The following is a 23,453-nucleotide window of genomic DNA, read 5'->3' as shown; positions in this document are numbered from 1 at the left end:
ACCTGATTCCAGCGATGCTGAAGACGTGGGCCTGTCTTGCCGCAATTGCGACAGGCACGCTGGTCCGGTAACGCTAAAGGAACACCGCGCGATATTCCTTGCGTATTAAACGTAAACGGGAATAAAGGCGTCAGAATATAACGTCATCTTTTTTTTCTGTTTCAGAAACGTATTTGTCTTCGATGTGGGGATAATATTCTATTATGCTCATATTATTTTATTTCGGTGTTACTGCTGAACAAACACCATAACTTACTGCTTTGACAAGGAATATTCGCAGAGTATACTTGCTAACTCTGGCAACAGTTTTCTGATTCTGTTTATTGCATAGTGAGTCTCATATGTTCTGGATAATTAACGATAATATTAAATTTTGTCCAGAGAAAAACTTACTTGTCTCTATGACCCGACCGGAGTTGAGCGTCATTCTGACGACGCCAGCCAGTCGCTGTCTGGTACTTCTGCTTGAGTCCGCCCCGGAAGTGGTTAATCAAAGGGATTTCTTCACTAAAGTTTGGGGTGAAGACGGAATGTTAGTTCCGGCCAATACCCTTTATCAGAATATCTCCATTATCCGGCGTGGGCTGCGCACGACGGGAGAGACTGACGACACGCTGGTTGCCACGGTACCCAGAAAAGGGTTCCAGATTAAAAAAGAAGTTAAGGTCAGCCGAATTGAAAACGACGTAACAGAATCAGAAAGCGCGATAGCAGAAGCCCAGCCTGTCAGCGGCTCGAAAGAGGTGATTGCGGAAACTGCTGCCGTTCAGGTGAAAGATAAGACCCCGCGTCATCACTATCGTCGCTATCTTCCACTGCTTTTTATGGCCCTCTCTTTTGGGCTGGGCTATTTTATTCTTCATCTGGCGGTCCATGACTATTCCAGAAAAGATTTTTTTAAAGACTACACCATAAGCAGTACGGAAAATGGCTGCCATTTTTTCTCACGAAACGATGATATTAAAAGCAGGGGTAACTTCACGCGTTATAAGCAAATTATCATGCGAACAGGGCTCGATTGTAAAAAATACCCCTGGGCCTACTTCTCTTCATCCAGCACGGCTCCGGCACTTTCTGTACTCATTTGCAGAAAACCGTATGAGCAAGAAGAAGATGCAGGATGCGTTACGCTTTATTTTAGGGGGTACAATCAGTGACTAAAAAGTCTACTGCCATTCTGTGTCTCGTCCTGTTTGCCGTTGGGGCGCTGACGTCCTGGCTTTATCATTATCACTTAGAAAAAAAACAAAATACGGAAGCCTGTTCAGTTTCTGTTGTTGTTTACTATGAAGATGCCCGCGCAAACCTGACGCTGGATTTTATGTACACCATGCAAAAGCAGACCGGGGTCATCGCGCTAAGCGGTACATATTTTAAAAACGACAAGGCGATAGCCTCTATCCGCCGGGATGTGTCTTATATCTGGACCGAAAACAAAGACTCTTTCCAGTTTACCTCTGTGAAGATCCATGAGGTTAATGAAGACTCCCTGCCGGATAATGTACTCGGCGACGTGTTGCCTGATTTCTTTATTTATCCGAACCATAAATTGAACTATACCATTCTGAAACAAGGGCCCAGAGGGTTTCTATTTACCGTCGGTAAGCGTCCTATTTTCTTCTGCTCTCGCTGAGATCTTCTTTCAGTAGTTCGATGACAATTTTCCCCTGTTCAACCCCCACCCTGACCTGAGAGTGGGTAGTAAACCCTGCCTGCTCCAGCCAGTCGCCTTTTAAGCTCAACGCCGCATGTACGCTGTAACGTCGCGGGATTTTGGTCTTCCGGTCTTCGTGACGCTTTCTGAAATAACCGACTTTTAAGTGGCGGTAGTGTTTGGTCGTGGCGATCTCTTGCATATAGCCTCCGTAACGATGAGCGACGCGTGTTGTTAATGCCTGTATAAAATACCAGTAAAAAAGGGTGGGGGTGGGCTTAATAGTGGAAGGCGGCTTCAGAAAACGAAATGCAACGACTGAAAAGTGGGAGATAAAGGAGTATTATTAATGCATGTTTTTAGTCGGTGAGCCGCTATGTCTGGTAAACGTATTTCACGGGAAAAAAAGACGATCGCCAGAATGATCGCTCTGTATGAAAAACAGTGCCCGGAGGCTTCTCAGGAAGAGGGACATTATCAGGCGCTGAATGCCTATGCGGATAAGCGTCTGGATAAGTGCGTCTTTGGTGAGGAAAAACCGGCCTGTAAACAGTGTCCGGTACACTGCTACCAGCCCGCCAGGCGTGAAGAGATGAAGCAGATTATGCGCTGGGCGGGGCCCCGCATGCTGTGGCGTTACCCCATCCTGACGGTACGCCATCTGCTTGACGATCGTCGCCCGGTACCGGAATTACCGGAAAAGTATCGCCCGAAAAAGTAACCGTCTCAGTGTGTGAAAGGGCGACAAATGATCTTCATGGCGATCGCGCTGCATAGCGGGAACAGGGCCAGCAGCAGCCAGGGGGACATCGCCTGCGGCGAAGGGACAAGCGCACGATCCAGCAGACTGCCAAACAGCAAATTCCCCAGCAGCACCGCAACACCGCCTGCGGTGGCGAGTGCGCCGTAGTGCGCGCCAAGCGTCGATTCCTCCGCAAAGCGTGGAACCAGATCTTTCGCCGAGGGCACCAGCAGCATTTGTCCAAGCGTTAATAACGCCACAAAACATACCGACGGCAGCAAGCGCAGCCAGCCTTCCGGCGGCACCGTCGGGGCGAACACCGCCACGCTCGCAAAAGATGCCGAGAGCAGTAAAAAGCCCACCGGCAAAATTCTCAACGCGCCCACGCGTCGTGCAAAGCGGGCCAGCGGAAGCTGCAAGGTGATGATCAGCACAGAGGCCAGCATAAACAGGGGGCCGAGATCTTTCTCGTTGCCACCGGCACGCTGGATCTCTACGGGCAGCGCCAGATAGAGCTGGTTGTAGCTCAACAGCCACGAGCTGTAGGCGATGATAAAGGCGACAAAGCGCGGCTGACGGAAGGTTGTCCACCAGGGAACAATATTAAGTGTCTGCTTGCTGTGTTGCGCAGCCGGAAGGCAGAAGTAGAGCACAATCAGCGCGACGACGAAGACCCCCGCCCCCGCCAGCGCCACCTGGCGAAACCCCAGCCCCGTGAGCAACGCCCCGACAACCGGGCCCAGCACCGCGCCGAGTTCACCGCAGACGGCAAACAGCGCAAACCACTCTGCACGGCTGCGTTGACCTTTAGTCTCGCTATGCGTACCCGCCCTGGCCAGCAGCGCTTCGATGGAGGGAGAGAACAACGCACCGCCAATGCCGGTCAGACAGGCGCCAAGGATGATGGGCCAGAGCGCGTGTCCAAATGCCAGCAGCAGATAACCCGCAACGCGGATGACGCAGCCGCAGAGGATAATGATTTTGGCACCAAAGCGGTCTGAGAGCGCACCGCCGACGATGAACATCCCCTGCTGCGAAAAGGTACGCAGCCCCAGAATCAGCCCGATAAGGCCGCCGGAAAGCAGCATGTCGTCGCGCAAAAAGATCGCCAGGAAGGGGACGACCGCGTAAAAACCGATGTTAAACACAAACTGGCTGCCCAGTAAGACGGGCGGCCAGAGCGTTGTGGCAGGGCGCAGGGGCATCATGTTACGGGCGCTTAAACGATAAAGTGAATGTGCTTTTTGCCATGGAACGGCGAGATCTCGATTTTGGTTTTGACCCGAAAAACGTCCCAGAGCAACGCCTCAGAGAGGATCTCCTGCGGCGTTCCGGTGGCCACGATTTGCCCCTGCTGCATCACAATCAGCGAATCGCAGAACATCGATGCATGGTTGAGATCGTGAATAGCCACAATGCTGGTCACCGGCAGGTCGCTTATCAGGTGCATCAGCTGCATCTGATGGTGAATGTCCAGGTGGTTGGTCGGTTCATCCAGCAAAATTTCTGTAGGCGTCTGCGCCAGCGCCCTGGCGATATGCACGCGCTGGCGCTCCCCGCCGGAGAGGCTCAGCCAGCCCTGATCGCTTTTTTCCAGCATATCCACCCGCTGCAGGGCGGCGGTAACGGTCTCGTCATCCTGCTTGCTCCAGTTCGAGAACGGGGAGTGATGCGGGATGCGACCAAGTTTGACGACATCGCGAACGCGCATATTGGCATCGGTCATACCGTGCTGTTCAACGAAGGCCACCCGGCGCGCAAGCTGCTTTTTGGCGATGCGGGAAATGTCCTGATCGTCCAGCGTCACACAGCCCGCATCCGGGCGGCGCAGGCCAGCCAGAATGCGCAAAAGCGATGATTTACCGCAACCATTAGGGCCAAGCAGACCTACCGTTTCACCGCGCGCCACCTTGAGCGACACGTTATTGACGATGACCTTTTTGCCTACCTTCCAGGTAATATTTTCAGCGCAGATACTCATTACTTATTCCTTGAGCGGTAGATGATCACGGCAAAGAACGGCACGCCAACCAGGGCGGTTACCACCCCGACGGGCAGACTTTGCGGGGCAATCAGCATGCGCGAGGCGATATCTGCCAGCACCATCAGGATCGCCCCCGCCAGTGCGCTGGCAATCAGCAGAGTACGATGCAGAGGACCGAACAAGAAACGCATGACGTGCGGAACCACCAGCCCGACAAAGCCGATTGAGCCCGCCATGCTGACGATGGTTGCGGTGATCAATGCGGTGGTGGTAAAGAGCGCCAGGCGCACCCAGGGGACGGCAATCCCCAGCGAGGCCGCGGCATCGTCACCAAAGGTAAAGGCATCCAGCGCCCGGGAATAGTAGAGGCAAATGGCTAACCCAATCAGCACCACAACCAGTGCCAGCTGGAATTCAGGCCAGCGTACACCGCTAAAGCTGCCCAGCAGCCAGAACATCACATCACGCGCCTGCTGCGCGCTGGCAGAGGTGCTGATGGTATAGGCGGTGATGGCGTTGAAGAGCTGAGAGGCAGCAACGCCCGCCAGAATGGTGCGCTCGTTGCCGCCGCGCGCGCCGTTGGTCAGAAAGGCGACAAACGCAAAGGCGGCGAATGCGCCAGCAAACGCGCCCGCAGAGAGCGACACCGCGCCGGTCCCCATCCCCAGCACCACGACGGAAACCGCGCCGGTGGACGCCCCCGCAGAGACGCCGAGCACGTAAGGTTCAGCCAGCGCGTTTTTCAGCAGGCTCTGCAAAACCGCGCCGCAGATAGCCAGCCCCGCACCGCAGCAGGCCGCCACCAGCGCGCGGCTCAGGCGAAAGTCCCAGATCACGCTCTCATAGATGCGGTTGAGCGGAACCGCGGTCAGCCTCAGCTTATTACCGATAGCATAAAAGACATTGGACAGCGGAATCGACAACTCTCCGACGCTTACGCCAAGGGCGATCACCAGAAACAGCAGGACAATAGCCAGCAGAGCGGAAGTGGTCAGGAACAGGCCCTGTCGGGCCTGAAGTACGGCTGCCGTCATCAGTTCAGCCCCAGTTTTCTGAGCTGTTCGCCCACCTGTTCAGCGCCATAAATGGTACGGATCGTCGGGTTCATTGCCTGGCCGTCCATCACCACGATATGGCCTTTTTTGACGGCATCAAGCTGGCTGACGGCCGGATCGCTTTTCAGGAATTTGATTTTCTCTTCCGCGTTATCCAGCGCCCAGCGGTTACGGTCAAGGCTTGAGACCACAATCACGTCCGGGTTAGCGGCAATGATGCTTTCCCAGCCCACGGTTGGCCATTCGGCCTCGGCGGTGATGGCGTTATGGCCACCCAGTACGTCAGCGATAAAGCCTGAGGCGCTGTTTTTACCGCCCACGTAGGCATCAGCAGAAGGGGAGGCGCTTGAGAACCAGAACACAAAGGAGAGATCTTTTTTGCTTTTGCCAAATTCTTTGCGCAGGTCTGCCTCACGTTTTTTGAAGCTGGCGATAACGGCCTGACCACGGTCTTCAACGTTGAAAATTTTGGCGAAATCTTCAATCTCTTTATAAAGGTATGTCATGTCCCACAGCTTCTGGCGGCTGCCGTACATATCGCCCGAGGCTTTTTTAGTGGCGCACATGCCCGGTGATAAATAGCTGTTCACGCCGACGGTAGCCAGATCCTCACGTTTTGCGACCTTACTTTCTGGCCCGAGCAGCAGCGGCAATTGTGCAGGAACAAAATCGGGGTTTTGCGCAAGGATAGATTCCAGCGTAGGAATTTCGACGGTGAGCGTTTTGATTTTGGCATTCTGTTCCGCCAGCTGCGGCAGCACTTTGGTCGGCCAGAAGGCGCTGGCCTTCACCTTATCTTCCAGACCCAGCAGAAGCAAAATCTCAACGGTATTTTGACCAAGGGCCACGACGCGTTCCGGCGCTTTGGTGAAGGTCTCTTTATAACCGCAGTTTTCAATGGTCAGAGGATAAGTGGTTGCCAGAGCAGAACTGACCGACGCAACCGCCAGGCCTAACGCGCAGATGACCTTCTTCATTAAACGCTACCCTTCATTAAAGTTATTTTTGATGCAAATGAAACTCATTATTAAGGCGGAATTTTATACAGAGGAAAATATTGTGTGTCAATGAGGGACAATAACGCAGGGTGACAAAAGGCGGTGCCAGAAAGCACCGCCGGAATGCGCCTTAAATCAGGCTCTCTTTATCTATTCCAAGGCGCTTCATGCGCGACAGCAGGGTGGTGCGTTTTAACCCCAGACGCTGGGCTGCCCCTTTCGGCCCGGCCACCACGCCGTTGGTCTCTTTCAGTACGCGGACGATCAATTGATATTCATCTTCCCCGTTCTGGGCCATGTCGGTCGCGGCCGCGGGAGATTCCGGCAGAGAAACCTCCGGCAGGGAGAGTTGCAGCACATTACCGCGTGTCAGCAGCACCGCACGCTCAATGACGTTTTCCAGCTCGCGCACGTTGCCGGGCCACTCCATCGAGGAAAGGGTGCGTAACGTCTCGGCGGGAATGCTGTCGATGTTGCGTCCCATCCGGCGGGCAATTTTGGCGGTAAACGCTTTGACCAGCAGCGGGATATCTTCCGGGCGCTCGCGCAGGGGCGGCAGGCAAATCGGGAACACGTTCAGGCGATAGTAGAGGTCGCTGCGAAACTCGCGGTCGGCGACCATTTTTTTCAGATCGCGGTTGGTGGCGGCAATCAGCCGCACGTCGGTCTGAATCAGCTTATTGCTGCCAAGACGTTCGAACTCCTGTTCCTGCAGCACACGCAGCAGTTTAGGCTGTAGCTCCAGCGGCATATCGCCCACTTCGTCGAGGAACAGCGAGCTTTTATCCGCCAGCTCGAAACGGCCCAGGCGCTGGCTGCTGGCACCGGTAAACGCGCCGCGCTCATGGCCAAAGAGATCGCTTTCCAGCAGACCCGCAGGCATGGCGGCACAGTTCATTTTCACCATCCGGCGGCTGTTGCGGTTGCTGAGATTGTGGATCGCGCGGGCAATCAACTCCTTACCCGTACCGGTTTCGCCCAGGATCAGCACTGTGCTGTCGCTTTGCGCGACCATCTCCACCTGTTTGAGCACGCTGTACATGGCATCGCTGCGTCCGATGATTTCGCCAAACTCGCTGTCGACATTGTTAAGCTGTTCCGTCAGCGCCAGGTTTTCATCCACCAGCCGTTCTTTCAGACGGTGGATCTCCTGATACGCCAGCGCGTTATCCAGCGCGATGGAGATACGCTCGGCAATCTGACGCAGCAGCTTCAGGTTGGCGGTGGTGAACACCCCTTCCTCACACTGCGCCAGCTTCAGAACGCCCAGCATGGTGTTACCGGACATCAACGGCAGCAGGCACAGGGTCTGGATTTTGTTGCCCCAGATGTTAAACAGCATTCGCTCGTAAGGCGCCATCACATCCTGCTCGCTGAGATTGAGCAGCAGGATCTCCTTGCTTTTAAACACCCGTTCAGAAAGGGTTCCCGCTTCATCCACCTCGCTCTGCTCATGGGCCGGGTTCGCTTCGTCGAGATAGTGCGTGGAGTAGATGTTGAGCTTGCCCTTGCGATGGCCGCGCAAGGCAATGCTGATGGCGTCAATTTTGAAGTAGTGATGGATCTCCTTCGACACTTCGCTGACCAGCTCATCCATGTCGAGACGGGAGAGCACGGCATTGGTGATTGCCACCAGAATGCGGAAGTTGTCACGCTCACGGCTCAGCAGGTCGTAATCCACATTATTGCTGACGCGGCTTTGGATCTGCTCGGCGACGACGGCCACTATCTGGGTAAAGGTGTGCAGACGCTCATATTCCGCCTCGCTCCATGGCTGGTCGGTATTACGGATAAACTCGCAGCCACCAAAAATGTGGCCTTCCACCGCCAGCGGCAGCAGGCTGTAATGACCAAACGGCTGATATAAGGCGCTCCGGGCCAGCATCGGCCACGCCTGACGGAACTCCTCAAAATTGCAGTGCAGCGCTTCCGGCCGGGAAAGAATACGGCGTATCGGCCCGTGAGCGAGATACGTTTCGTCTTCGTATTCAAACGCTTTTCCGTTTTCTCGTGTGGAGAAGTAGCTCGCACGATGGCTCCCGCTATGCCAGAGCACAATGGCGGCGCTGTCTGCCAGTGCAGATTGCCTGACCAGGCGCGTCAGGGCATCGCTCAGCGCACCCAGGTCGGGCTGCTGTAAAAGTGTTCGCGTAATGTCGAACAGACCCTGCTGTCCGAGATCGCTCATCGGTGTATACGGCATAGTGCTTTCCAGTAGAAACGGGCAAAAAAATAAATTCCGTGCCGACCGCTTTTCGCGCGGTTCTAGCAAATGCGGGATAACGGTTCCGCGTGCGGCAGATCCAGCGTGCGCTTCACGCCATACAGTCCGGCCAGGCGCACCCCTTTGCGCTCAACCACCTCACCAATTATCGCGGCCTCTTTTCCTGACGGATGCGCCCGCAACTGTTCAAGTACGGCTTCGGCCGCGGCGCGCTCAACGCCTATCACCAGCTTGCCTTCGTTAGCAAAATTGAGCGGATCCAGTCCCAGCAGCTCGCACAGTCCGCGAACCGCAGGCTTCACGGGCAGGCTGCGCTCAGTAAGTTCAATACCGCAGCCGCAGCAGGCCGCGAACTCATGCACCACGGCATTGACGCCGCCACGGGTGGCATCCCGCAGGGCTTTCACGCCGGGGATCGACCGCAGCGTCTGGATAAGCGGGGTGAGCACCGCGCAGTCGCTGCGCAGTTCCCCGTCCAGCCCCAGGCCTTCGCGCAGGTTAAGGATGGTCGCCCCGTGACAGCCCAGCGTGCCGCTGACCAGCAGCACGTCGCCCACGGCCAGTTGCTGCGCGCCCCAGTGAATATCGGCAGGGATCGCCCCCATCCCGGCGGTGTTGATAAAGAGCTTATCCGCCGCGCCGCGCTGCACCACCTTGGTATCGCCGGTGACGATAGCAATCCCTGCCTCGCGCGCGGTGTGCGCCATGCTGCTGACCACCGCCGCGAGCGTCTCCATCGGCAAACCTTCTTCAAGGATAAATCCGCAGGAGAGGTAGCGCGGAATGGCACCACTGACGGCGACATCGTTCGCGGTACCGCAGACGGCCAGCTTGCCGATATCGCCGCCGGGGAAGAATAGCGGGTCAATCACATAGCTGTCGGTGGAGAAGGCCAGCCTGTCGCCCTGGGCGGTGAGGGAAGCGAGGTCAATGCGGGCCTGGTCTTCCTGCTCGGCGAGCCAGGGGTTATCAAAGGCCTCCATAAACAGCCGGTTTATCAGCTGCTGCATCGCCAGACCGCCGCTGCCGTGTGCCATTTCAACCGTGTTCATGCTTCACTCTCCTGGTTGCGGTACTGATACCACGCGGCACATGCCCCTTCGGAAGAGACCATCAGCGCGCCAAATGCCGTTTGCGGGTTACAGGTGTTGCCAAATAACGGGCAGTGGTGGGGTTTACATCTTCCGGTAAGGACCTCGCCACAGCGGGCCTGGGGATCGTCGCAAACCTGTTGTGGCTGTGGGCGGAAATGCGTTTCTGCATCAAACGACCGGTAGGCTGGGGTCAGGCGCACGCCGGATTCAGCAATCAACCCCAGCCCGCGCCACTCGCTGTCGCCCTCAACGCTAAATACGTCAGCTATCGCCTGCTGCGCCCGTTCATTCCCGGCATCCGGCACCACGCGGCGGTACTGATTTTCCACCGCGCTCAGGGCTGCTATTTTCTGCTCAACCAGCATGGTGACGCCTTGCAGTAGATCAAGAGGTTCGAAACCAGCGACGACTAACGGGCGATGGTAATCGTCAGCGATAAAGCCGTAGGCCCCGGTACCGATCACCATGCTGACATGGCCCGGTGCCAGGAACGCGTCAATGCCGTTGTCCGGGGCGTCAAGCAGGCTGCGCAGCGTCGGAATAAGCGTAATGTGCTGACAAAAAAAGAAAAAATTGGTGACGTTGCTGCGTTTTGCCTGCTGCAGCGTGATCGCCGTAGCGGGCATGGTGGTCTCAAAACCCAGCCCGAAAAATACCACCTTTCGGCCAGGGTTATCGGTTGCAAGCTTCAGGGCATCCATCGGCGAGTACACGATGCGCACATCCGCGCCGCGCGCTTTGGCCTGCAGCAGCGAGCCCTTTTTCCCCGGCACGCGCATCGCGTCGCCAAAGGTACAGAAAATGACGTCAGGCTGGCTGGCGATCTCGATACAGCTGTCGATGCGCCCCATGGGTAGCACGCAAACCGGGCAGCCCGGGCCGTGGATAAACTCAATGTTGTCCGGCAGCAGCTGATCGAGGCCAAATTTGAAAATGGCATGGGTGTGCCCGCCGCAGACTTCCATGATTCGCAGCGGCTTTTCCGCCGTGTGTTTCAGCAGGGCGGCCCGCGTTTTCAGATGACCGATAAGCTGCATCACCTGCTCAGGTGCGCGGTATTCATCAACGTAACGCATAATTACCGTTCCTCGCCGTACAGCAGCGCGCCGACGTCCGGCTCCACATCAAACATGTTTTGCAGGGCATCCAGCGTGTCGCGCGCTTCCGCTTCATTAATCACGCTCATGGCAAACCCCACGTGTACCAGCACCCACTGACCAAGGCGCGAGACGCCCGTCTCATCGGTGCTGCCCACCAGCGTTAAATCGACGTCACGCAATATGCCGCAGACCTCCACTTTGGCCTGGTTTCCGTCAATGGAATGGATTTGTCCAGGGACGCCTATGCACATCGTTCACTCTCCAGCCAGTTTAGCCAGTGCGCCATGCCGTCGCCGCGTGTGGCGGAGACCAGCAGGATCGCAATGTCCGGGTTCACTTCACGGGCATAAGCCAGACATTTATCCACGTCGAAATTCAGGTACGGCAGCAGGTCGACTTTGTTCAGCAGCATCAGCGACGCGGCGGCAAACATATGAGGATATTTGAGCGGCTTGTCTTCTCCTTCGGTCACCGAGAGGACCGCCACTTTATGCCGCTCCCCGAGATCGAAGCTGGCCGGGCAGACCAGATTGCCGACGTTTTCGATAAACAGAATGCCGTTATCCGCCAGTGGCAGACGCGGCGCGGCATCGGCAATCATCTGCGCATCCAGATGGCAGCCTTTACCGGTATTGACCTGAATCGCCGGGGTGCCGGTTTCACGAATACGGGCGGCATCGTTGACCGTTTGCTGATCGCCTTCGATCACCGCGCAGGAGACGCGTTCGTTCAGGCGTTTGAGCGTTTCCGTCAGTAGCGTGGTTTTGCCGGAGCCGGGGCTGGAGACGAGGTTGAGCACCAGCTGTTGACGTGCGGCAAACCGGGCGCGGTTGCGGGCGGCGATCTGGTTGTTTTTATCGAGTACGTTGATTTCTACGTTCAGCATCTGGCGCTGGCTCATGCCCGGCGCATGGGTACCCGCCTCGCCATGGCCGTAATGAAGATCGCCCATATCGGAGCGTTGAGGCGCAAAGCGAATCCCGGTGAGTGCCGCTGCCGGACGCGGTGCGGGGGTAAAAGGGGCGGAGCGAAACGCGGAGTGAGGACGGTGTTCATCCCCTTCGATATACAGGTTGCCTTCGGCGCAACCGCAGGTACTACACATACTTTACTCCTTCTCGATTTCAAGGCGTTGGATCTGCATCCCGTCATCCGCCACGATGCGAAGGCCGGTGTGCTGACACTGTGGGCAGCGCTGGACCTTCGACGACAGCAGGGTGACGTACTGCTGACACTGCTCGCACCAGCACTCCGCCTGTTGCTCTTCAATATGAAGTTCGCAGCCTTCCGCCAGCGTGCCGCGGCACACCAGCTCAAAACAGAAGGTGAGGGCGCTGGTTTCGACGCAGGAAAAGGCCCCGACCTTCAGCCAGACGCCGGTCACGCGCGTCGCGTGGTTTTGCGCTGCCTGCTGTTCGATGAGTTCCAGTGCCCGCTGGCAGAGGGTGATTTCGTGCATGACGCCTCCTTAATGAATTGCCCCGTTAATGCAATAACAATGCCAGCCTGGTTTTAGTTAGGGGGTGACGATGTCAACGCTGTCGAAATGACACGTCGACACCCTCTTGTTGACAGCCTGTTTTGAATTAAATCCATTAGATATCAATGTATTAAAAACTGGCATGGAATCTGCTTAACAGCCGCTATCTCCATTAACCGGATACCTTCTATGACTATTTGGGAAATTAGCGAAAAAGCGGATTACATCGCGCAGCGTCACCAGCAGTTACAGGACCAGTGGCACCTTTACTGCAACTCACTGGTCCAGGGGATCACCCTCTCCAAAGCCCGTCTTCACCACGCCATGAGCTGTGCGGCGCAGGGGGATATGCGCTTTGTTTTGTTCGGCCATTTCACGATTTACGTCACCCTGGCCGACACCTTCAACAGCCACACCATTGAGTACTACGTCGAGACAAAAGAGGGTGAAAAACAGTGTATTGCGAAGGCGCAACTGATGGCCGACGGCATGGTTGACGGTCACGTCAGCAACCGCGATCGCCAGCAGGTGCTGGAGCACTATCTGGAAAAAATCGCGCCAGTTTATAACGGTCTGTACACGGCCGTTGAACACGATCTCCCGGTCAACCTGAAGCAGCTGATGGATGAACACGCCTCAGCGGACGTGGCCTGATCATCACGTGTCGAGAAGTGTCGACATGACAGTTTTTCGTCAAAAATGACTATCACCAGAGGATGACCCGGTGAACCGTTTTGTAATTGCTGACTCGACGGTCTGTATTGGCTGTCGAACCTGTGAGGCGGCTTGTTCGGAAACGCACCGCCTGCACGGGTTCCAGTCCATGCCGCGCCTGCGCGTCATGCGTAATGAAAAAGAGTCTGCCCCGCAGCTCTGCCACCACTGTGAAGATGCGCCGTGCGCAGGTGTCTGCCCGGTGAATGCCATCACCCGCGTTGACGGCGCGGTACAGCTGAACGAAAGCCTGTGCGTGAGCTGCAAGCTGTGCGGCATAGCCTGCCCGTTCGGTGCGATTGAATTTTCCGGCAGCCGTCCGCTGCATATTCCGGCGAATGCCAACACCCCAAAAGCGCCGCCTGCGCCACCGGCTCCGGCACGGGTGAGCACGCTGCTCGACTGGGTGCCCGGCGTGCGTGCGGTGGCGGTGAAGTGCGACCTGTGCAGCTTCGATGAGCAGGGCCCGGCCTGCGTGCGCACCTGCCCGACCAAAGCGCTGATTCTGGTCAACATTCGCGATATTGCCCGCACCAGCAAACGCAAGCGCGAGCTGACCATTAATACCGACGTCGGCGATCTTTCTCTGCTTCAGGCGCTTAACGAGGGGGCGAAATGAACGCGATATCTATGATTAACAGCGCCGTGGCGTACTTTGCCGCCGCTGCTGTGCTGGCGTGGCTCCTGTCATTCCATAAAACCCTGAGCGGCTGGATCGCCGGTATCGGCGGGGCGGTGGGCAGCCTGATGACGCTGGCAGCAGGTACGGCAGTGTTACTCAGCGGCCAGACCGCCGAAGCAATGATTCCGATCGTCCGTCATACCGTTCAGCTCACGCCGCTGAACGCCATCTGGCTGGTGACTTTTGGCCTGTGCGGGGTGTTTATCAGCCTGTTCAATATTGACTGGCACCGCCATCAGCACACCCGCGCGAATGGTCTGCTGGTTAACCTGCTGATGGCGTCGGCGGTCTGCACCGTCATTGCCAGCAACCTCGGCGCGCTGGTGGTGATGGCGGAGATCATGGCGCTCTGCGGCGTATTCCTGACGGGATGTAGCGCCTCCGGCAAGCTGTGGTTTGCGCTCGGTCGCCTCGGCACGCTGCTGCTGGCGCTGGTCTGCTGGCTGGTGTGGCAACGTTTCGGCACGCTCGACTTCGCAGCGCTTAACGGTCAGCCGCTGGGAAATGACGTCTGGCTGCTGGGCGTGGTGGGCTTTGGCCTGCTGGCCGGGATCATCCCTCTGCACGGCTGGGTGCCGCAGGCGCACGCGAACGCCTCTGCACCTGCTGCCGCGCTGTTCTCCACCGTGGTGATGAAAGTCGGTCTGTTCGGCGTTCTGACGATCACCCTGACCGGCGGCCAGCCGCCGCTGTGGTGGGGTGTCGCGTTGCTTATCGCAGGTATGGTTACCGCCTTTGTCGGCGGGCTGTATGCGCTGATGGAGCACAACATTCAGCGTCTGCTGGCGTACCACACCCTGGAAAATATCGGCATTATCCTGCTCGGCATCGGCGCAGGCGTGACCGGCCTGGCACTTAATCAACCGGCGCTGATTGCCGCCGGGTTTATCGGGGGGCTGTATCACCTCGTTAACCACAGCCTGTTTAAAAGCACCCTGTTCCTGGGCGCGGGCAGCGTCTGGTTCCGTACCGGTCATCGGGATATCGAAAAACTCGGCGGCATTGGCAAAAAGATGCCGGTGATTTCTCTCGCCATGCTGGTCGGGCTGATGGCGATGGCCGCGTTGCCGCCGCTGAACGGCTTTGCGGGAGAGTGGGTGATCTACCAGGCCTTCTTCGCGCTCGGTCAGAGCGACGCCTTTATCGCCCGACTGCTCGGCCCGCTGCTGGCGGTTGGGCTGGCGATAACCGGGGCGCTGGCGGTGATGTGTATGGCAAAAGTCTACGGCGTCACCTTCCTCGGCGCACCGCGCACGCGGGAAGCGGAAAACGCCTGCTGCGTCCCGGTACTGATGTGTGCCAGCGTGGTCGCGCTGGCGCTGTGCTGCATCGCGGGCGGGGTCGCCGCCCCATGGCTGCTGCCGCTGCTGGGTAACGCCATTCCACTGCCGCTGACCACCGCTCATACCACCGTCTCCCAGCCGATGATGGCGCTGCTGCTGATTGCCGCACCGCTGCTGCCGTTTGTGCTGATGCTGTTCTTCAGGCGCGACCGACTCCCCTCCCGCTCGCGCGGGGCGGCCTGGGCCTGTGGCTACGAACACGAACAATCAATGGTCATCACCGCCCACGGTTTTGCCATGCCGGTGAAAGAGAACTTCGCTGCCGTGCTGAAGCTGCGCCACTGGCTGAACCCGGTGGGCTGGATGCCGGGCTGGCAGAGCGCCACCGTACCTGCGCTGTTCCGCCGTCTGGCGCTGATCGAACTGGCGGTGCTGGTGGTCATTGTGATTTCACGAGGAGCCTGACATGAGTCTGTTACTGGCAATACTTCAGGCGCTGGTGCTGTTCGCCGTTGCGCCACTGCTGTCGGGCATCACGCGCGTGGCGCGCGCCCGGATGCACAACCGTCGCGGGCCTGGCGTGCTCCAGGAGTACCGCGATCTCTTCAAGCTGCTCTCCCGCCAGAGCGTGGCGCCGGATGCCGCAGGCTGGGTCTTCCGCCTGACGCCGTTCGTGATGGTCGGCGTGATGCTGACCATCGCCACCGCGCTGCCGGTGGTTACGGTGGGCTCGCCGCTGCCTGTACTTGGGGATCTGATTACGCTGATTTACCTCTTCGCCATTGCCCGCTTCTTCTTTGCTATTGCGGGCCTGGATACCGGCAGCCCGTTTACCGGTATCGGCGCCAGCCGCGAGGCGATGCTGGGCGTGCTGGTCGAACCGATCCTGCTGCTGGGGCTGTGGGTGGCCGCGCAGGTCGCGGGTTCCACCCATATCAGCTTTATCACCCACACCGTTTACCACTGGCCGGTGTCACGTACCCTCCCGCTAGTGCTGGCCCTTTGCGCCTGCGCGTTCGCCACCTTTATTGAGATGGGCAAATTGCCGTTTGACCTCGCAGAAGCCGAGCAGGAGCTACAGGAAGGGCCGTTGACCGAATACAGCGGCTACGGCTTTGCGGTGCTTAAGTGGGGCATCAGCCTTAAGCAGCTGGTGGTCCTGCAGATGTTTGTTGGCGTCTTCTTCCCGTGGGGGCAGATGACGCACTTTTCCGCTGGGGGGCTGGTATTGGCCGTGGTGGTTGCCGCGCTCAAGCTGCTGGTTGGCGTGCTGGTGATTGCCCTGTTTGAAAACAGCATGGCGCGTCTGCGCTTTGTCGCGACCTCGCGCATCACCTGGGCCGGTTTTGGTTTTGCATTTTTAGCGTTCGTCTCCTTGCTGGTGGCGTGATTAAAGAGAGTATTTATGTCTGAAGAAAAAAAAGGTCAGCAGTATCTCGCCGCGTTGCATCAGGCTTTTCCGGGTGTTGTGCTGGAGGAAGGATGGCAGACCAAAGACCAGGTAACCGTCACCATTAAGGTGAACTATCTGCCGGAAGTGGTGGAATTTCTTTACTACCAGCAGGGCGGCTGGCTGTCGGTGCTGTTCGGTAATGACGAGCGTCAGCTGTGCGGCAATTACGCGGTGTACTACGTGATGTCGATGGAGCAGGGCGAAAAATGCTGGCTTACCGTGCGCGTGGAAGTCGACCCGAATAAACCGGAGTACCCGTCCGTCACGCCGCGTGTGCCTGCCGCCGTCTGGGGCGAGCGCGAAGTGCGTGACATGTATGGCCTGGTGCCGGTGGGGCTGCCGGATGAACGCCGCCTGGTGCTGCCGGACGACTGGCCGGACGAACTGTATCCGCTGCGCAAGGACAGCATGGACTACCGCCAGCGTCCGGCCCCGACCACCGACAGCGAAACCTACGAGTTCATTAATGAGCTCGGCAACAAAAAGAATAACGTGGTGCCGATTGGTCCGCTGCATGTCACCTCTGATGAGCCGGGCCATTTCCGCCTGTTTGTTGACGGCGAAAACATTATTGACGCCGACTACCGCCTGTTCTACGTCCATCGCGGCATGGAAAAGCTGGCGGAAACCCGGATGGGCTATAACGAGGTGACATTCCTCTCGGACCGCGTGTGCGGCATCTGCGGCTTCGCCCACAGCACCGCCTATACCACCTCGGTGGAGAACGGCATGGGGATCGTGGTGCCGGAGCGCGCGCAGATGATCCGCGCCATTTTGCTGGAAGTGGAACGTCTGCACTCGCACCTGCTGAATCTCGGTCTGGCCTGTCACTTTGTCGGTTTCGACTCCGGGTTTATGCAGTTCTTCCGCGTGCGCGAGGCGTCGATGAAGATGGCGGAGATCCTCACCGGGGCGCGTAAAACCTACGGTCTGAACCTGATCGGTGGGATCCGCCGTGACCTGCTTAAAAACGACATGATCCAGACCCGACAGCTGGCACAGCAGATGCGTCGCGACGTGCAGGAGCTGGTGGATATGCTGCTCAGCACGCCCAACATCGAGCAGCGTACCGTGGGGATCGGCCGCCTTGATCCGGAGATCGCCCGCGACTTCAGCAACGTCGGCCCGATGGTGCGCGCCAGCGGTCACGCCCGCGATACCCGCGCCGATCACCCGTTTGTCGGTTACGGCCTGCTGCCAATGACCGTACACAGCGAACAGGGCTGCGACGTCATCTCCCGCCTGAAGGTGCGTATCAACGAGGTCTTCACCGCGCTGAATATGATCGACTTTGGGCTCGATAACCTGCCGGGCGGCCCGCTGATGGTGGAGGGCTTCACCTACATCCCGAACCGCTTTGCCCTCGGCTTTGCCGAAGCGCCGCGCGGGGACGACATCCACTGGAGCATGACCGGCGATAACCAGAAGCTTTACCGCTGGCGCTGCCGTGCGGCCACCTACGCCAACTGGCCAACCCTGCGCTATATGCTGCGCGGCAACACGGTCTCCGACGCGCCGCTGATCATCGGCAGCCTCGACCCGTGCTACTCCTGCACCGACCGTATGACCGTGGTGGACGTGCGCAAGAAGAAAAGCCAGGTGGTGCCGTACAAAGAGCTTGAGCGCTACAGCATCGAGCGTAAGAACTCGCCGCTGAAATAAGGACTCGTCATGTTTACCTTTATCAAAAAAGTGATCAAAACCGGCACGCCCACCAGCCGCTACCCGCTGGAGCCGATGCCGGTGGATAAAAACTTCCGCGGCAAGCCGGAGCACAACCCGCAGCAGTGCATCGGCTGTGCGGCCTGCGTCAACGCCTGTCCGTCGAATGCCCTGACGGTGGAAACGGATCTGAAAACCCGCCAACTGGCCTGGCAGTTTAACCTCGGACGCTGCATCTTCTGCGGCCGCTGCGAAGAGGTTTGCCCGACGGTCGCCATTCGTCTGTCTCAGGAGTACGAGCTGGCGGTGTGGAAGAAAGAGGACTTTTTGCAGCAGTCGCGTTTTGCCCTGTGTAACTGCCGAGTCTGCAAACGTCCGTTCGCCGTGCAAAAAGAGATCGACTATGCCATCGCGCTGCTTAAGCACAACGGCGACGCCCGCGCGGAGCATCATCGCGAAAGCTTTGAAACCTGCCCGGAATGCAAACGGCAGAAATGTCTGCTGCCGTCCGACCGCATCGATATCACCCGTCATATGAGAGAGGCCAGCTGATGGAAAACTTACTCGGTCCGCGCGACGAGCGGGGCATTCCGGTGCCAATGACGGTGGAGGAGTCCATCGCCAGCATGAAGGCGTCGCTGTTGAAAAAAATCAAACGCTCGGCCTACGTTTACCGCGTGGACTGCGGCGGCTGCAACGGCTGCGAGATTGAGATCTTCGCCACGCTGTCACCGCTGTTTGACGCCGAACGCTTCGGCATCAAAGTGGTGCCGTCTCCGCGTCATGCCGACATTCTGCTGTTCACCGGGGCCGTCACCCGCGCCATGCGATCGCCCGCGCTGCGCGCCTGGCAGTCTGCGCCCGATCCGAAAATCTGCATCTCCTATGGGGCGTGCGGTAACAGCGGCGGCATCTTCCACGACCTCTACTGCGTGTGGGGCGGCACCGACAAAATCGTGCCGGTGGACGTCTACATTCCGGGCTGTCCACCGACGCCTGCCGCCACGCTGTATGGCTTTGCCATGGCGCTCGGCCTGCTGGAGCAGAAAATCCATGCCCGTGAACCGGGTGAACCCGACAATCAGCCTGCGATGATCCTGCACCCGGACATGGTGCAGCCGCTGCGGGTGAAGGTCGATCGCACGGCGCGCAGGCTGGCGGGCTATCGCTATGGCCGTCAGATTGCCGACGATTACCTGCGCCTGCTGAGCCAGGGCGAGCACCAGGTGGCGCGCTGGCTGGAGGCGGAAAACGACCCGCGTCTCAATGAGATTGTGGCGAACCTGAACAGCATTGTGGATGAGGCGCGTATCCGATGAGTGAGACGGTGGTGTTCAGTCAGCTGAGCCGTAAATTTATTGATGAGAACGATGCCACGCCGGACGCGGCGCAGCAGGTGGTCTATTACAGCCTGGCAATTGGGCATCACCTCGGGGTGATCGACTGCCTGGAGGCGGCGCTGAGCTGCCCGTGGTCCGACTATCTGGCGTGGATCGCCACGCTGGAGGAGGGCAGTACGGCGCGGCGCAAAATGGGAGGGGTACCGAAGTACGGTGAGATCGTTATCGACGCCAACCATATTGCGATGCTGGCGAACGCGTTTGACGCGGCGCTGAAACGGCAAACCCCCGAACAGCAGGCGTGGAGCAAAACGCTGCTCAGCATGCTGCATGATATTCATCAGGAAAGTGCCATCTACCTGATGGTGAGGAGATTACGTGACTGACGTTTTACTGTGTGTCGGCAACAGCATGATGGGCGACGACGGCGCAGGCCCGCTGCTGGCAGAGATGTGTGCCGCGAACCCGCAGGGCAACTGGGTGGTGATTGACGGCGGCAGCGCGCCGGAAAACGACGTGGTGGCCATCCGCGAGCTTCACCCTGATCGGCTGTTGATTGTCGATGCTACGGATATGGGGCTGAACCCGGGGGACATCCGCCTGATCGACCCGGACGACATTGCCGACATGTTCATGATGACCACGCATAATATGCCGCTTAACTATCTGGTGGATCAGATCAAAGAGGACGTGGGCGAGGTGCTGTTTTTGGGCATTCAGCCGGACATTGTCGGATTTTATTACCCGATGACACCCCCGGTGAAAGCAGCGGTGGAAGCGGTCTATTCACGGCTTGCGGGGTGGGTTGGAAAGGGTGGGTTCCAGCCCCTCACCCTAACCCTCTCCCCATAGGGGAGAGGGGACAAAATACACCCTCTCCCCTGTGGGGAGAGGGCCGGGGTGAGGGGGAAGCAACAGGCTACGCCAGATCCCCCCCGTTACTCGCAATCACCTTCTTATACCACCAGAACGATTTCTTGCGTTTGCGCTCCAGCGTGCCGTTTCCGGCATCGTCGCGGTCAACGTAGACAAACCCGTAGCGCTTGCTCATTTCGCCCGTTGAGGCCGCCACCAGGTCAATGCAGCCCCAGGTGGTATAGCCCATCAGCGGCACACCGTCCTCAATGGCATCGCCCATCGCGCGGATATGCTCGCGCAGATAGCTGATGCGGTAGTCATCGTTAATTTCGCCGTTTTCATCAATGACATCTTTTGCGCCGAGGCCGTTTTCCACCAGGAACAGCGGTTTCTGATAACGGTCGTACATCATGTTCATGGTGATGCGCAGGCCGAGCGGATCGATGCCCCAGCCCCATTCGCTCACCTGAATATGCGGGTTGCGCAGGGATTTGACGATGTTCGCCGCATTGGTATTGTTCGCATTCATATCGGCCGACGCGCAGCGCGAGGCGTAATAGCTGAACGATACAAAATCGACGGTGTTTTTCAGCATTTCGTCGTCGCCCGGATCTTTCACAATCACCACCCCTTTTTCGCGGAACACGCGGGCGGAGTAGGCCGGATAGCTGCCGCGCGCCTGCACGTCGATAAAGAACAGGTTCTCGCGGTCCTTCTCCAGCGCCATCCATACGTCTTCCGGCTTGCAGGAGTAAGGGTAGAAATTCCCGCCCGCCAGCATGCAGCCGACCTGGTTTTCCGGGTTTACCTCGTGGGCGATTTTGGTCGCCAGCGCGCTTGCGACCAGCTCGTGGTGCGCGGCCTGGTATTTCACCTGATCTTCGTTTTCACCGTCCTCGAACACCAGCCCCGCGCCGGAGAACGGGCTGTGCAGCATGATGTTGATCTCGTTGAAGGTGAGCCAGTATTTCACCAGACCGTTAAATTCTTCGAAACAGGTGCGGGCGTAGCGGGCGAAGAAATCCACCATCTTGCGGTTGCGCCAGGAGCCGTACTCCGTCACCAGATGCATCGGCACGTCGAAGTGGCACAGGGTGACCAGCGGCTCAATGTTGTACTTTTTGCACTCTTCAAACACCGCGCGATAAAAGGCAATGCCCTCTTTGTTCGGCAGCGGTTCGTCGCCGTTCGGGTAGAGGCGGCTCCAGGCAATCGAGGTGCGGAACACCGTAAAGCCCATCTCCGCCATCAGGGCGATGTCCTCTTTGTAGCGATGGTAAAAATCGATCGCCTCGTGGCTTGGGTAAAACTCGTCGTCACGCAGCGAAAAACGCTTTTCCTTACCAAGCTTCACCGCCAGGCGGTTTGCGCCGTGAGGGATCATGTCGACCGTGGTCAGCCCTTTGCCGCCTTCACGGTAAGCGCCTTCGCTCTGGTTGGCGGCAAGCGCGCCGCCCCATAAAAATCCTTGTGGAAAAACAGACATTTCTACCTCGTTATACGGTTAAACTTGTGCGGTTTTGGCCTGCACCGGCGCACTCTGCAGGGCGCGGGCTTTTTCAGCCTCGTCTTCGACCGGGATATCTTCAAAGCCTAATATCAGGGTCAGCACGAAGGAGAGCACGACCGCCAGCGCCATGACGCCGAATACCCAGACAATGGTCATCGGGTTGGCCGGATCGAAGAACTGCACGCTGGTAAACAGCCCCGGCGCCGCCATCGAGTGGCTGGCAAGCCCCGCAATACCGGCCACCGCACCGCAGATAAAGCCGCTAATCAGGCTGGCAATCAGCGGGCGTTTCAGGCGAACCGCCACGCCGTACAGCGCCGGTTCAGAGATGCCCGCCATGATGGCGGAAGCCGCCGCGGCCAGCGCCGTCTGGCGCAGCTCCGGGTTTTTCGTTTTCCACGCCACCGCCAGGGATGAACCGCCGAGCGACAGGTTGGCACCGATTTCCGACGGCATCACCATCCCCTCTTTACCCGTTTCGGCAATGGTCTGAATGATAGTCGGGGTAAAGACGCGGTGCATCCCGGTCATGACCAGCAGCGGCCAGAGCGCGCCCATGATCGCCACGGAGAGCCAGCCCAGATAGCCGTGAATGGTGTAGACCAGCGCGGAGATGGCGCTGCCGATCCAGATCCCCAGCGGCCCAATCAGCACGATGGCGAGCGGGGCGGCAATCAGCACGATCAGCATCGGCTTGAGGAAGTTTTTCGTCACCGCAGGCGTAATGCGATCCACCCAGCGTTCGATATACGACAGGCACCAGGTCATCACCAGCGCCGGGATCACAGTGTAGGTGTACTTCACCGCCGTCACCGGAATAAACGCGAATTCGACGTGCTCACCCTGTGCGGCTTTCGCCATCAGCTCGATAAAGCTCGGGTGCACCAGCACCCCCGCAATGGCAATCGCCAGCGACATGTTGGTTTTGAATTTCACCGCGGCAGACGCTGCCACCATCAGCGGCAGGAAGAAGAACGCCCCGTCGCCGATGACGGTCAAAATGGTGAGCGTCGGCGCGCCTTTCTCCAGCACGCCGGTCATCTCAAGGATCATCGCCAGCAGCTTGACCATCGAGCCGCCGATGATCGCCGGGATCAGCGGCGACATGGTGCCAATCAGCGCGTCGAGGATCCCGGCACCGATGCGGCGCAGGGTCAATTTCTGTGGGCCTTCCGGTACGGCAGGCTGCAGGTCGGTTGGCAGCAGGCTCACCACCTCACGGTACGCCTGAGAAACGGTATTGCCGATAATCACCTGGCACTGGTTGTCGTTACGTACCACGCCCAGTACGCCGCTGATATTTTTCAGGCGTGCGGTATCGGTAGCGGTTTCGTCTTTCAGGACGAAACGCAGTCGCGTCATGCAATGGGTGACGGCGACGATATTGTCTTTGCCGCCAAGCGCGCTGACAACGTCTTGCGCCAGCGCGGCATAATTTTTGGCCATCGGATGTGATCCTGTTGTCGTTGTGAGAGTATGTAGGAAACCGGTTCCACATAATCATCATGAGTTTCTTTGAATGAAACAAGATCGCATTTTGACCATTTTTTCATTTCGTGATGGCGATCACCAGACGCTTCAAAAAGCGTGAGCGCGTCGTTGCGACAATTGTTTTGCAGT

At 58.1% G+C, this 23,453-nt stretch carries 25 protein-coding genes; 12 read left to right on the top strand and 13 right to left on the bottom strand.

Annotated elements, in window-relative coordinates; all coding sequences use genetic code 11:
* The first annotated feature begins 341 nt into the window (after positions 1-341).
* Both ACQG2G_RS17105 and ACQG2G_RS17100 read left to right on the top strand, forming a co-directional pair.
* The gene (locus ACQG2G_RS17105) at positions 342-1,157 is read left to right on the top strand and encodes a winged helix-turn-helix domain-containing protein (protein WP_038984748.1); all 816 of its coding nucleotides are present in this window, start codon (positions 342-344) and stop codon (positions 1,155-1,157) included.
* A complete protein-coding gene (locus tag ACQG2G_RS17100; RefSeq protein WP_061772023.1) occupies positions 1,154-1,633 on the top strand; it encodes a hypothetical protein in 480 nt (159 codons plus the stop codon). The genes ACQG2G_RS17105 and ACQG2G_RS17100 overlap by 4 nt, the downstream gene beginning before the upstream one ends.
* Here ACQG2G_RS17100 and ACQG2G_RS17095 read toward each other — a convergent pair.
* Positions 1,611-1,856, bottom strand: a complete 246-nt coding sequence (locus ACQG2G_RS17095; RefSeq protein ID WP_013098482.1) for a SymE family type I addiction module toxin — start codon at positions 1,854-1,856, stop codon at positions 1,611-1,613. The genes ACQG2G_RS17100 and ACQG2G_RS17095 overlap by 23 nt on opposite strands.
* A 174-nt stretch (positions 1,857-2,030) precedes the next feature.
* On the opposite strand from ACQG2G_RS17095, the gene ACQG2G_RS17090 reads away from it, so the two are divergent.
* Positions 2,031-2,375: a nitrous oxide-stimulated promoter family protein gene (locus tag ACQG2G_RS17090; RefSeq protein WP_061772022.1), complete on the top strand. Its 345-nt coding sequence runs from the start codon at positions 2,031-2,033 to the stop codon at positions 2,373-2,375.
* A gap of 5 nt (positions 2,376-2,380) precedes the next feature.
* Here ACQG2G_RS17090 and ACQG2G_RS17085 read toward each other — a convergent pair whose 3' ends face one another.
* The 10 genes from ACQG2G_RS17085 to hypA form a co-directional block, all read right to left on the bottom strand.
* Positions 2,381-3,601: an MDR family MFS transporter gene (locus tag ACQG2G_RS17085; RefSeq protein WP_248078665.1), complete on the bottom strand. Its 1,221-nt coding sequence runs from the start codon at positions 3,599-3,601 to the stop codon at positions 2,381-2,383.
* A 14-nt stretch (positions 3,602-3,615) separates the two neighbouring features.
* Complete coding sequence (locus ACQG2G_RS17080; protein ID WP_058683698.1) at positions 3,616-4,377, bottom strand: ABC transporter ATP-binding protein; 762 nt, start codon at positions 4,375-4,377, stop codon at positions 3,616-3,618.
* Positions 4,377-5,414, bottom strand: coding sequence for a FecCD family ABC transporter permease (locus ACQG2G_RS17075; RefSeq protein WP_061772241.1), 1,038 nt, complete (start codon positions 5,412-5,414; stop codon positions 4,377-4,379). Before ACQG2G_RS17075 ends, ACQG2G_RS17080 begins: the two co-directional genes overlap by 1 nt.
* Entirely contained in the window at positions 5,414-6,412 is a 999-nt protein-coding gene (locus tag ACQG2G_RS17070) for an ABC transporter substrate-binding protein (RefSeq protein ID WP_013098477.1), read from the bottom strand. The genes ACQG2G_RS17075 and ACQG2G_RS17070 overlap by 1 nt, the downstream gene beginning before the upstream one ends.
* 151 nt (positions 6,413-6,563) lie before the next feature.
* Positions 6,564-8,636 carry a formate hydrogenlyase transcriptional activator FlhA gene (gene flhA / locus ACQG2G_RS17065; RefSeq protein ID WP_061772240.1) on the bottom strand — a complete coding sequence of 691 codons (2,073 nt, stop codon included), beginning with the start codon at positions 8,634-8,636 and terminating at the stop codon, positions 6,564-6,566.
* A gap of 62 nt (positions 8,637-8,698) precedes the next feature.
* Positions 8,699-9,709, bottom strand: a complete 1,011-nt coding sequence (gene hypE / locus ACQG2G_RS17060; RefSeq protein ID WP_061772239.1) for a hydrogenase expression/formation protein HypE — start codon at positions 9,707-9,709, stop codon at positions 8,699-8,701.
* On the bottom strand, positions 9,706-10,827 hold the full coding sequence (gene hypD, locus ACQG2G_RS17055; RefSeq protein WP_020689281.1) for a hydrogenase formation protein HypD: 1,122 nt from the start codon (positions 10,825-10,827) through the stop codon (positions 9,706-9,708). The genes hypE and hypD overlap by 4 nt, the downstream gene beginning before the upstream one ends.
* 2 nt (positions 10,828-10,829) lie before the next feature.
* Positions 10,830-11,102, bottom strand: a complete 273-nt coding sequence (locus ACQG2G_RS17050; RefSeq protein WP_020689280.1) for a HypC/HybG/HupF family hydrogenase formation chaperone — start codon at positions 11,100-11,102, stop codon at positions 10,830-10,832.
* Positions 11,093-11,956, bottom strand: a complete 864-nt coding sequence (hypB, locus tag ACQG2G_RS17045) for a hydrogenase nickel incorporation protein HypB (RefSeq protein WP_020689279.1) — start codon at positions 11,954-11,956, stop codon at positions 11,093-11,095. The genes ACQG2G_RS17050 and hypB overlap by 10 nt, the downstream gene beginning before the upstream one ends.
* A 3-nt stretch (positions 11,957-11,959) precedes the next feature.
* A complete protein-coding gene (hypA, locus tag ACQG2G_RS17040; RefSeq protein ID WP_014833056.1) occupies positions 11,960-12,310 on the bottom strand; it encodes a hydrogenase maturation nickel metallochaperone HypA in 351 nt (116 codons plus the stop codon).
* Positions 12,311-12,520: 210 nt separating this feature from the next.
* Between hypA and hycA the strand changes: the two genes are divergently transcribed.
* The 9 genes from hycA (at position 12,521) to hycI (ending at position 20,317) form a co-directional block, all read left to right on the top strand.
* Complete coding sequence (gene hycA / locus ACQG2G_RS17035; protein ID WP_013098469.1) at positions 12,521-12,985, top strand: formate hydrogenlyase regulator HycA; 465 nt, start codon at positions 12,521-12,523, stop codon at positions 12,983-12,985.
* 70 nt (positions 12,986-13,055) lie between these two features.
* Positions 13,056-13,664 (top strand): 4Fe-4S binding protein, encoded by a 609-nt coding sequence (locus tag ACQG2G_RS17030; RefSeq protein WP_061772202.1) that lies wholly within the window; start codon positions 13,056-13,058, stop codon positions 13,662-13,664.
* Positions 13,661-15,475, top strand: coding sequence for a formate hydrogenlyase subunit 3 (gene hycC, locus ACQG2G_RS17025; protein ID WP_236275337.1), 1,815 nt, complete (start codon positions 13,661-13,663; stop codon positions 15,473-15,475). The genes ACQG2G_RS17030 and hycC overlap by 4 nt, the downstream gene beginning before the upstream one ends.
* Before the next feature lies 1 nt (position 15,476).
* Complete coding sequence (locus tag ACQG2G_RS17020) at positions 15,477-16,400, top strand: respiratory chain complex I subunit 1 family protein (protein WP_061772250.1); 924 nt, start codon at positions 15,477-15,479, stop codon at positions 16,398-16,400.
* A 15-nt stretch (positions 16,401-16,415) separates the two neighbouring features.
* Positions 16,416-18,125, top strand: coding sequence for a formate hydrogenlyase subunit HycE (hycE, locus tag ACQG2G_RS17015; RefSeq protein ID WP_047361446.1), 1,710 nt, complete (start codon positions 16,416-16,418; stop codon positions 18,123-18,125).
* A 9-nt stretch (positions 18,126-18,134) separates the two neighbouring features.
* Positions 18,135-18,677 carry a formate hydrogenlyase complex iron-sulfur subunit gene (locus ACQG2G_RS17010; protein WP_061772251.1) on the top strand — a complete coding sequence of 181 codons (543 nt, stop codon included), beginning with the start codon at positions 18,135-18,137 and terminating at the stop codon, positions 18,675-18,677.
* A complete protein-coding gene (locus tag ACQG2G_RS17005; RefSeq protein WP_014833050.1) occupies positions 18,677-19,444 on the top strand; it encodes an NADH-quinone oxidoreductase subunit B family protein in 768 nt (255 codons plus the stop codon). The genes ACQG2G_RS17010 and ACQG2G_RS17005 overlap by 1 nt, the downstream gene beginning before the upstream one ends.
* Complete coding sequence (locus ACQG2G_RS17000) at positions 19,441-19,851, top strand: formate hydrogenlyase maturation HycH family protein (protein ID WP_061772252.1); 411 nt, start codon at positions 19,441-19,443, stop codon at positions 19,849-19,851. The genes ACQG2G_RS17005 and ACQG2G_RS17000 overlap by 4 nt, the downstream gene beginning before the upstream one ends.
* On the top strand, positions 19,844-20,317 hold the full coding sequence (gene hycI / locus ACQG2G_RS16995) for a hydrogenase maturation peptidase HycI (protein WP_061772253.1): 474 nt from the start codon (positions 19,844-19,846) through the stop codon (positions 20,315-20,317). Before ACQG2G_RS17000 ends, hycI begins: the two co-directional genes overlap by 8 nt.
* 67 nt (positions 20,318-20,384) lie before the next feature.
* Here hycI and ACQG2G_RS16990 read toward each other — a convergent pair whose 3' ends face one another.
* Positions 20,385-21,809, bottom strand: coding sequence for a 6-phospho-beta-glucosidase (locus ACQG2G_RS16990; protein ID WP_061772206.1), 1,425 nt, complete (start codon positions 21,807-21,809; stop codon positions 20,385-20,387).
* A gap of 18 nt (positions 21,810-21,827) precedes the next feature.
* The gene (gene ascF / locus ACQG2G_RS16985) at positions 21,828-23,279 is read right to left on the bottom strand and encodes a PTS cellobiose/arbutin/salicin transporter subunit IIBC (protein WP_013098459.1); all 1,452 of its coding nucleotides are present in this window, start codon (positions 23,277-23,279) and stop codon (positions 21,828-21,830) included.
* Positions 23,280-23,453: the final 174 nt, after the last annotated feature.

The organism is Enterobacter cloacae complex sp. 382A5, from assembly GCF_050031095.1.
Lineage (GTDB): Bacteria > Pseudomonadota > Gammaproteobacteria > Enterobacterales > Enterobacteriaceae > Enterobacter > Enterobacter cloacae.
Note: the sequence above shows the minus strand (reverse complement) of the source record. Positions and strands in the feature narration are given on the sequence as shown.

Coding starts and splice junctions, on each gene's coding strand:
- ACQG2G_RS17105 (WP_038984748.1), top strand. CDS start 342: ATGTTCTGGATAATTAACGATAATATTAAATTTTGTCCAGAGAAAAAC.
- ACQG2G_RS17095 (WP_013098482.1), bottom strand. CDS start 1,856: ATGCAAGAGATCGCCACGACCAAACACTACCGCCACTTAAAAGTCGGT.
- ACQG2G_RS17090 (WP_061772022.1), top strand. CDS start 2,031: ATGTCTGGTAAACGTATTTCACGGGAAAAAAAGACGATCGCCAGAATG.
- ACQG2G_RS17085 (WP_248078665.1), bottom strand. CDS start 3,601: ATGCCCCTGCGCCCTGCCACAACGCTCTGGCCGCCCGTCTTACTGGGC.
- ACQG2G_RS17080 (WP_058683698.1), bottom strand. CDS start 4,377: ATGAGTATCTGCGCTGAAAATATTACCTGGAAGGTAGGCAAAAAGGTC.
- ACQG2G_RS17075 (WP_061772241.1), bottom strand. CDS start 5,414: ATGACGGCAGCCGTACTTCAGGCCCGACAGGGCCTGTTCCTGACCACT.
- ACQG2G_RS17070 (WP_013098477.1), bottom strand. CDS start 6,412: ATGAAGAAGGTCATCTGCGCGTTAGGCCTGGCGGTTGCGTCGGTCAGT.
- flhA (WP_061772240.1), bottom strand. CDS start 8,636: ATGCCGTATACACCGATGAGCGATCTCGGACAGCAGGGTCTGTTCGAC.
- hypE (WP_061772239.1), bottom strand. CDS start 9,709: ATGAACACGGTTGAAATGGCACACGGCAGCGGCGGTCTGGCGATGCAG.
- hypD (WP_020689281.1), bottom strand. CDS start 10,827: ATGCGTTACGTTGATGAATACCGCGCACCTGAGCAGGTGATGCAGCTT.
- ACQG2G_RS17050 (WP_020689280.1), bottom strand. CDS start 11,102: ATGTGCATAGGCGTCCCTGGACAAATCCATTCCATTGACGGAAACCAG.
- hypB (WP_020689279.1), bottom strand. CDS start 11,956: ATGTGTAGTACCTGCGGTTGCGCCGAAGGCAACCTGTATATCGAAGGG.
- hypA (WP_014833056.1), bottom strand. CDS start 12,310: ATGCACGAAATCACCCTCTGCCAGCGGGCACTGGAACTCATCGAACAG.
- hycA (WP_013098469.1), top strand. CDS start 12,521: ATGACTATTTGGGAAATTAGCGAAAAAGCGGATTACATCGCGCAGCGT.
- hycC (WP_236275337.1), top strand. CDS start 13,661: ATGAACGCGATATCTATGATTAACAGCGCCGTGGCGTACTTTGCCGCC.
- ACQG2G_RS17020 (WP_061772250.1), top strand. CDS start 15,477: ATGAGTCTGTTACTGGCAATACTTCAGGCGCTGGTGCTGTTCGCCGTT.
- hycE (WP_047361446.1), top strand. CDS start 16,416: ATGTCTGAAGAAAAAAAAGGTCAGCAGTATCTCGCCGCGTTGCATCAG.
- ACQG2G_RS17010 (WP_061772251.1), top strand. CDS start 18,135: ATGTTTACCTTTATCAAAAAAGTGATCAAAACCGGCACGCCCACCAGC.
- ACQG2G_RS17005 (WP_014833050.1), top strand. CDS start 18,677: ATGGAAAACTTACTCGGTCCGCGCGACGAGCGGGGCATTCCGGTGCCA.
- ACQG2G_RS17000 (WP_061772252.1), top strand. CDS start 19,441: ATGAGTGAGACGGTGGTGTTCAGTCAGCTGAGCCGTAAATTTATTGAT.
- ACQG2G_RS16990 (WP_061772206.1), bottom strand. CDS start 21,809: ATGTCTGTTTTTCCACAAGGATTTTTATGGGGCGGCGCGCTTGCCGCC.
- ascF (WP_013098459.1), bottom strand. CDS start 23,279: ATGGCCAAAAATTATGCCGCGCTGGCGCAAGACGTTGTCAGCGCGCTT.